Source organism: Chryseobacterium sp. NRRL B-14798, assembly GCF_050470705.1.
Lineage (GTDB): Bacteria > Bacteroidota > Bacteroidia > Flavobacteriales > Weeksellaceae > Chryseobacterium > Chryseobacterium cupriresistens.
Genome location: NZ_JBFLUL010000005.1, coordinates 5,108,794 through 5,115,993, shown reverse-complemented (window position 1 = coordinate 5,115,993; position 7,200 = coordinate 5,108,794). Strand labels below are relative to the sequence as shown.

The window sequence follows — 7,200 nt, the reverse complement described above, 5'->3', positions numbered from 1 at the left end:
AAATCAGTATAAAAGCTGCCTTTCTCAAATACCGTTTCAATAGCCTGGAAAAGAATGGAAGGCTGCATATCTTTCAGCAGATAGCCTTTAGCGCCTGCTTTCAGCATTTTAATCATATTCTTTCATCATCATCCATGGTAAGGGCAATGACTTTAATATCAGGATAATGCTCTGTAAGCCATTCTGTAGTTTCTATACCATTTTTATAAGGCATATTGACATCCATCAGGACTACAGCGGGTAATTCAGAAGCTTTTTCCACGCCTGCAATAAATTCTTCTCCGTTGGGATGATTCATAATGACCCGATATTGAGTGTTTTCTGTGATCATATTCTCCAGTGCTTTGGAGATTAAGGTATGATCATCAACGATCGCTATGGGAATTGTTTTCATAATAAATTTTTATGATAGGTTATCAAAGTTTGTGTTCCTTTATTCAGTTCTGAATGTATAGATAGTTCAGCGTGAATCAGTTTGGCTCTCAGTTCCATATTTTTTAATCCTGAGCCGTCCTGATTACTATTGATATCAAAGCCTCTTCCGTTGTCCGAGATACTGATATGTAATTTTTCACAGTCATCCTCCATGTGTATGGAAACATTTTTGGCTTTGGAATGTTTCAGAATATTATTGATACTTTCCTGGATAATTCTGAAAAGGATCAGTCCGTGTTTAGGCGAAATATCAATATCCTGCTTTTGTGTGATGAATTCTATTTTTAATAATTTCAGTTTTTTAATTCTCTTCACTTCTCTTTCAATGGATTCTGCCAGTCCGAAATGAATAATCTGTTCAGTAATCAATGTTTTAGACAGGTTTCTGATATCCTGTATACATTCTCCCAATAATTCATTGAGTTCGATGAGGTCTTCTTTTTCTGAATTCCGGAGTTTGGTAATCAGCTGGTTTTGACGTAAGCGGACCACAGATAATTTCTGCCCCAGATCATCATGCAATTCCTGCCCGATATAATTGAGAGTCTGTTCTTTCATTTCTACCTGGGAAGTCGCCAGTTCCTTTTCAAACCGAAGATCTTTTTCCTTCTGCTCAATCAGCAGGGTTGTTTTTTTCCTGATAAAAACCGCATAGATGAAGACCATTGTCAAAACAACGATGAATAAAGTAATCGTAAAGATGATGACCAGATTATTCTCTTCCATATCTGCAAAGCATTTATCTTGTTCTTTCCTGTTTGTTCCAGATTAAACCCAATATGAGTATGCCATTACTGATCAGATTCAGCATAAATAAAATAAAAAAATAAATAGTCTCTGATACAGTAGTTCTAAAAAAGAATATCGGGATGCTTCCAATAAAGAATATTAGCAAAGCAACTGATATCCAGAATGGTAAATAATTTTTGATTTCCAATACTTTATCAGAATTAAAGGTTTGGTACAGGAACAAAATGATTGAAAACAGCAACAGGAGGATATCTGCATAGAGCATATTAAAAGAAAAATGATGAAGCAGATCATCTTCTGTATAAAACATCACAACAATATTGAGGACAAAAAGAACCAGGATGATGGTCTGTATCTTTTTGAGCAGCGGAACATATAATAATTGGTAATAATACAGTAAGTACAGAAAAAATACAATCATTAAAAAACCAATTACATAGAAGATGTCCGTAGGCAGATTGGTCAGCTTGAAATAGAAATAACAGGAAATATCAATCAGGGAAAACAACAGATATCCTATGATAAAAAATAAATTCTCCTTTCCGGGTTTTCTGTATTTTATGACCATTAGAATCATCACTACAATGGAAATGGTCATCGATATCTGTTTCCCTGTTTCAATATTCCAGTTCATAATGCTGTGTTTTTTAAGGCATTGTTTCCGATAACGTTTTTGGTGGCGGGGCCAGATTGGTCATATTCATAGATTCTATTGAAGTAACGTCTGTGTTTTCTTCGGTGGTGGCTGATCTGGCCATAACCTTCTCTCTTTCTCTTTTTTGGGCAGTAGGTACTAAAAATATAGTTTGGTAACCTGCATATTCAGGTTTTGCCATTCTGTTTTTAGGATGATTCATTGGATATTTTCCCATGTAGATCCTGATTCCTGGATTTTTTAATTTTTGTTTTCTGGCATTTTCTTTTACATATTTAATATAGCCTTCCATATCTTCAAGCGAAAACCAGTACCATCTCGAATCGGGTTCACCGTTTCTGTACTTCATGAGAATTTCATGATTGGTTCTGGTGTATTCATCAAAAAGAACTCGCCCTTCACGGTAGCTGATCAGTTTCTTTTTATAACTGTTGCTTACAGGTTCTTTAGGAGGTTCGGTGCAGCTAAGCAGACAAAATGCCAGAATAAGAGCTGCACATAAGGGACTTAAAATCTTAGTAAAAAAGGAAGTTTTCATTTTTATGGTTTTAATTTTATGGAACAAAATTAGCGAACGACACAACTATAAAAAAGGGTGAAAACACTGTTTTTATCCTTTACTAAATTTACGACTTTTTGATATTCAGTTGAATATGAATTATGAGGTTTGTTCTTTTTAATTAAAAATATCCAATGGTACTCCTTCAGTAATAAAATTAAAACCATGATGAACATTCATGGTTTTGAAGGAAACGGTTTACCTTTTTATTCTCTCTTTTTCAATCTGCTTTTCACCCCATAGCCGCAGATAATCAATAAAAGGAATGAGCTCGGTGCCGTTTTCCGTTAAAGAATATTCTACCTTAGGAGGAACTTCGTGATACACTTCTCTATGGATAAGCCCGTCATCTTCCAGCTCCCGGACAGTCTGGGTAAGCATTTTAGGAGTAATATCAGAAAGGGTTTTACGAAGTTCGCCATACCGCATAACTGTCTTCAGATGAAGATACCATAAAATACGGCCTTTGTACTTTCCTCCAATCCGTTTAAAGGCATAATCAACAGGACAGGATGGCTCATTGGTAACTTTTTTTATTTTTAACATTTTTTCAATGGTTTGATAATCAGTATTAGTATATTTTTAGTATGTAGATTACCAAAAAGTACATACTTGCTGCAAAGATATGATGAGACTACATTTGCCCGATAATTAAAATCAAAAAAAATGAAAGCTGTTATTGTAAACGAAGCAGGAGGCGTTGAAAATCTTCAATTTACGGAAATAGATAAGCCTGTCATAGGAAATGATGAAGTATTGGTAAAAGTAGTATCGGTAAGCATTAATCCTGTAGATGTAAAGTCCAGAGCATATGAAAGAGTTCTGAACTGGATTTTTGAAGAAAAGAGGCCCGTTATTTTAGGATGGGATATCTCGGGAGAAGTCGTAGAAACCGGGAAAAGTGTAACTGATTTTAAACCGGGAGATGAAGTCTTCGGAATGGTCAATTTTTTTGGAAAAGGAAATGCCTATGCAGAATATGTGGCTGCCCCGGCGGCTCATCTGGCATTAAAGCCTCAAAACATTACCCATCAGCAGGCTGCCGCGGCCTCAATGGCTGCTTCAACGGCATATCAGGCCTTAGTGGATGTTGCCGGAATTAAAAAAGGAAGCAAGGTTCTGGTCCATGCCGCTTCAGGTGGTGTCGGTCATTTTGCTGTTCAGATGGCGAAGTATTTTGGGGCATATGTTATCGGCATATCATCCGGTAAAAATAAAGAATTTGTTTTGTCGCTTGGGGCTGATGAACATATTGATTATACAACGGAAAACTTTTATGAAAAGGTACAGGATGTAGATATCGTCATTGATACCCTTCAGGGAAAAGCTTTGTCGGATTCGGTAGATATTGTAAAAGAGAATGGTATTATTATAACACTTCCGACGCCTGAGATTCCTGAGGATATTGCATTGAGAGCCAGGCAGAAAAAGGTGAATATTGAGTTTATGATGGTACAGTCTAAAAAAGAAACTGCAGAAGCAATTGCGGGCTTATTGAAGCAGGAAGCATTGAAACCATTTGTTTATAAAACTTTCCCGTTTGAAGACATAGCACTGGCACACCTGGAGGTTGAGACCAGCCGCGTTGCAGGAAAAGTAATAGTAAATCTGTAAAAATAAAAACAGGACCGGAAATCTATTCCCGGTCCTGTTAAACAAGATTAAGTGTAAAATTTAGCCTTTACAGGCAAAAAGGATAATTCAAATGTGAACAGATTTTTATTGATTCTTAATCTATGTTTAAGGGAATTGATAGTAATGGTAATTTATTCTTATAGGCCATTATGGCTGTTTTGCTTCGATGGAAAAGAGATTCTACAAGATTGTATTTATAAGGAATCATGGTTAAAAGATCCGGACTGGTCAGTTTTATTTCCTCCTCAATCGCTTTGATGACTTCAATGGACTGAATCATTTTAAAGCTGTACTTAATATCATCCAGATCGTACCCGGAATTCAGGTCAATATCATGAATAACCTCAGCAAAATCTTCTAATCTTTCACTTACATTGAATACCTCAATCTCAGCGTTGAATTCATTAATAAAGTGGTAAATATCATTCATGGCAGACCAGGTCATGCTTTTGTGCGTATCATAAGCGAAAAGAATTTTTCTGATTCCTGTATATTCTATATGTGCGGGAATAATGAGTATCGGTTTTTTAATTCTGTGGATAGCTCTTGTTACACTGTTTCCCAAAAGCTTTTGTTCCAGAGTTTTTTCAGCCATTCCCATCACAATAAAATCACAATCGTGAATCTGCATACAGTTTTCAAGCTCTTCAATAAAATTGCCGGAAGCCAGATGATGCTGGGTTTCGACAGTATATAATCTTTTAAGCTCCGCCGCCTTATCCTCCATTTTTTTCTGATTTTTAAGCGTTTGAGTGTAGAAAAAATCAGCTGAAACCTGTGCATTCAGGGCATGGATGGAAACGGACTGAAGATTGAAAAGCACAATCCTGTATTTGTTTTCTTTAGCCATAGATGCTGCATAATGAGTAGCGTTTTCAGCTTCGTGGGAAAAATCTGTGCAGACAATTATTGTTTTCATTATACCGGATTTAATACCACAAAACTATGATAGACAGCTATTCCCTGATTATAAAAATACTGTGATGTTGCATAAAATGATGATGAAATGTCTTTTTCAGGTGATGAACCGTCACATTCATTTTAACTCTGCTATTTTACGTTTCAGGTATTGTTTTGGCGGTCTCGTCCAAAATAGAAGATATTCATATAAAATCTATTTCTATATTTACATTCATAAAGTCCCGGATATGAACAGGATTTCTGCCATCAGGAAAAAAATAGTACGGAATAAGAAGATTCTTTCCACCATGAAAAGAAGGCTGGTGATCTGGGCGTTAGCAGTGGTCACTTTCTGTGTTTTTTCCTACCTTATTGATCCCTTTGATCCCGTTTGGAAAGGCTACCTTGATGCTCCTTTAAAAATGATTTTGGAAGATGCCACATGGATTATCTTTTTTTCAATCATTATTTCTGAGGTAAGTATTTTTATAGACAGGACGCTCAATAAGTGGCTGCCCTGGAGAAACAGGACCGTAAAGCGATTATTCATTCAGTGTTTGCTTCAGATCGTGGGAAGTGTTTTGATTGTGATTATTATCAATGCAATTGTAGATGGTACTTCAGTAACATTACCTGAAATGGATTCCCGCAAAGAATATACACTTCTTGGACAATGGATCGCTACTAATATTGTCATATCGTTGATTATCAGCACTTTTAATACTGTTGATTATTTATTGGAAAACTGGAAAAAAACAGCAGTAGAAGCTGCCCAACACAAACTGAGGGCATCAAAACACAAGCAGGCTGCAATGGCGGCAGAACTTCAGGCACTTAAGCTTCAGATTGACCCGCATTTTATTTTCAATAACTTAAGTGTGTTGTCAGAACTCATCCTGGAAGATCAGCAATTGGGATATGACTATTCCGAGAAATTTGCGAGAGTATACAGATACTTATTAGTAAATTCCAAAAAAGACATTATTGCCGTAGAAGAGGAACTCAAATTTTTAGAATCCTATATCTTTTTGATTGAAAAAAGAATTGGGGAAGGCGTTATATTCAAAATAGATATTCAGGAAGAGTACAAATCCAGATTCACCCTTCCGCTGTCTTTACAGTTGCTGGTTGAAAATGCCATTAAACATAACCAGACTTCAAAGGTAAATCCTCTGGAGATTCATGTTTATACAAGCCCTGAAGGAGAATTGGTAGTTTCTAATACATTTCTGCCTTTAATCAATAAGCCGGATTCCTCAGGAGTAGGGCTTACCAATATCATTGCACGATACGAAATCTTAGGATATCCTAAACCTGTGATTGAAAAAACAGAAGATAAATTTATAGTAAAACTCCCATTGATATGAAGATTAATAAAGTTTTAATTGTTGAAGACGAAAGACCCAATGCAGACAGGTTAAAAAGACTGTTGTTGAAGTTAAGACCCCATATCGAAATTCTGTCTGTGGAAGACTCGATTACCTCAACAGTACACTGGCTGGAAAATAATGTGGTTCCCGATGTTATCCTGATGGATGTAAGACTTGCAGATGGCCTCAGCTTTGAAATATTTAACAAGCATGAAGTTAAAAGTGCCGTCATATTTACAACAGCATACGATGAATATGCTGTACAGGCATTCAAATACAATAGTGTAGATTACCTCCTGAAACCTATTGAAGAAGAAGAGCTGGATGCCGCCTTAAAGCGCTATGAAACCTTTATGGAAGCCGTCCCGGTAGTAGGAACAGCCATTGAAGGATTATTAAATTATATCCAGCCGAAAGATTACAGAAAACGTTTTCTCATTGCCCATAGAGATGGATATAAGACCGTGCTGGCAGAAGATATCCTCTATTTTTATACCGAATTGGGAATCAGCAAAGCCATGCTGAATACGGGAGTGGTAGAAAATGTTCCCCAAACCCTGGAAGAACTTGAAAAACAATTGGATCCTAAATTCTTTTTCCGTGCCAACAGACAATTTATCATTCATATCAATTCCGTAAAACAGATTTTTAATCATTTTAATGGAAAACTAAAGCTGGAGTTGAGGAAACAGCCTGATATGGAAGTGATTGTAAGCCGGGAGAAAGCTTCCGTTTTCAAATCCTGGATGGATTATTAATTCTGGAAAATACAGACAAGGCTGTCTCAAAGTCAAATAATTTGACCTATGTAATTCTGACGAAGGAAGAATCTCATCAATATCCCAATACATGAGATTCTTCACTACATTTATGAACTTCGTTTGCAGACTTTCAGT

At 36.4% G+C, this 7,200-nt stretch carries 9 protein-coding genes; 3 read left to right on the top strand and 6 right to left on the bottom strand.

All coding sequences use genetic code 11. From position 1 onward, the window contains the following. Positions 1-112 precede the first annotated feature (112 nt). The 5 genes from AB1278_RS23390 to AB1278_RS23370 form a co-directional block, all read right to left on the bottom strand. Positions 113-394 carry a response regulator gene (locus tag AB1278_RS23390; protein ID WP_429817317.1) on the bottom strand — a complete coding sequence of 94 codons (282 nt, stop codon included), beginning with the start codon at positions 392-394 and terminating at the stop codon, positions 113-115. Then, positions 391-1,161, bottom strand: a complete 771-nt coding sequence (locus tag AB1278_RS23385) for a sensor histidine kinase (RefSeq protein ID WP_120232385.1) — start codon at positions 1,159-1,161, stop codon at positions 391-393. Before AB1278_RS23385 ends, AB1278_RS23390 begins: the two co-directional genes overlap by 4 nt. Positions 1,162-1,174: 13 nt before the next feature. Beyond that, positions 1,175-1,819, bottom strand: coding sequence for a hypothetical protein (locus tag AB1278_RS23380; protein ID WP_429811713.1), 645 nt, complete (start codon positions 1,817-1,819; stop codon positions 1,175-1,177). A gap of 13 nt (positions 1,820-1,832) precedes the next feature. Then, positions 1,833-2,378, bottom strand: a complete 546-nt coding sequence (locus AB1278_RS23375) for a hypothetical protein (RefSeq protein WP_202841999.1) — start codon at positions 2,376-2,378, stop codon at positions 1,833-1,835. A gap of 219 nt (positions 2,379-2,597) precedes the next feature. Beyond that, the gene (locus tag AB1278_RS23370; protein ID WP_238349670.1) at positions 2,598-2,945 is read right to left on the bottom strand and encodes a winged helix-turn-helix transcriptional regulator; all 348 of its coding nucleotides are present in this window, start codon (positions 2,943-2,945) and stop codon (positions 2,598-2,600) included. A gap of 120 nt (positions 2,946-3,065) precedes the next feature. Between AB1278_RS23370 and AB1278_RS23365 the strand changes: the two genes are divergently transcribed. After that, positions 3,066-4,013, top strand: coding sequence for an NADP-dependent oxidoreductase (locus tag AB1278_RS23365; protein ID WP_429811734.1), 948 nt, complete (start codon positions 3,066-3,068; stop codon positions 4,011-4,013). Positions 4,014-4,128: 115 nt separating this feature from the next. Here the strand turns inward: AB1278_RS23365 and AB1278_RS23360 are convergent, their stop codons facing one another. Continuing rightward, entirely contained in the window at positions 4,129-4,953 is an 825-nt protein-coding gene (locus AB1278_RS23360) for a universal stress protein (RefSeq protein ID WP_429811704.1), read from the bottom strand. Between the two features lie 229 nt (positions 4,954-5,182). Between AB1278_RS23360 and AB1278_RS23355 the strand changes: the two genes are divergently transcribed. Together AB1278_RS23355 and AB1278_RS23350 are read left to right on the top strand one after the other, a co-directional pair. Beyond that, on the top strand, positions 5,183-6,301 hold the full coding sequence (locus tag AB1278_RS23355) for a sensor histidine kinase (RefSeq protein ID WP_429811731.1): 1,119 nt from the start codon (positions 5,183-5,185) through the stop codon (positions 6,299-6,301). Beyond that, a complete protein-coding gene (locus tag AB1278_RS23350; RefSeq protein WP_429811728.1) occupies positions 6,298-7,062 on the top strand; it encodes a LytR/AlgR family response regulator transcription factor in 765 nt (254 codons plus the stop codon). The genes AB1278_RS23355 and AB1278_RS23350 overlap by 4 nt, the downstream gene beginning before the upstream one ends. The last annotated feature ends 138 nt before the right edge of the window (positions 7,063-7,200 follow it).

What these genes read in the sequence shown, in the direction of transcription:
- AB1278_RS23390 (WP_429817317.1), bottom strand. Translation starts at nt 394, where the DNA reads ATGAAAACAATTCCCATAGCGATCGTTGATGATCATACCTTAATCTCC.
- AB1278_RS23380 (WP_429811713.1), bottom strand. Translation starts at nt 1,819, where the DNA reads ATGAACTGGAATATTGAAACAGGGAAACAGATATCGATGACCATTTCC.
- AB1278_RS23350 (WP_429811728.1), top strand. Translation starts at nt 6,298, where the DNA reads ATGAAGATTAATAAAGTTTTAATTGTTGAAGACGAAAGACCCAATGCA.
- AB1278_RS23385 (WP_120232385.1), bottom strand. Translation starts at nt 1,161, where the DNA reads ATGGAAGAGAATAATCTGGTCATCATCTTTACGATTACTTTATTCATC.
- AB1278_RS23370 (WP_238349670.1), bottom strand. Translation starts at nt 2,945, where the DNA reads ATGTTAAAAATAAAAAAAGTTACCAATGAGCCATCCTGTCCTGTTGAT.
- AB1278_RS23355 (WP_429811731.1), top strand. Translation starts at nt 5,183, where the DNA reads ATGAACAGGATTTCTGCCATCAGGAAAAAAATAGTACGGAATAAGAAG.
- AB1278_RS23375 (WP_202841999.1), bottom strand. Translation starts at nt 2,378, where the DNA reads ATGAAAACTTCCTTTTTTACTAAGATTTTAAGTCCCTTATGTGCAGCT.
- AB1278_RS23360 (WP_429811704.1), bottom strand. Translation starts at nt 4,953, where the DNA reads ATGAAAACAATAATTGTCTGCACAGATTTTTCCCACGAAGCTGAAAAC.
- AB1278_RS23365 (WP_429811734.1), top strand. Translation starts at nt 3,066, where the DNA reads ATGAAAGCTGTTATTGTAAACGAAGCAGGAGGCGTTGAAAATCTTCAA.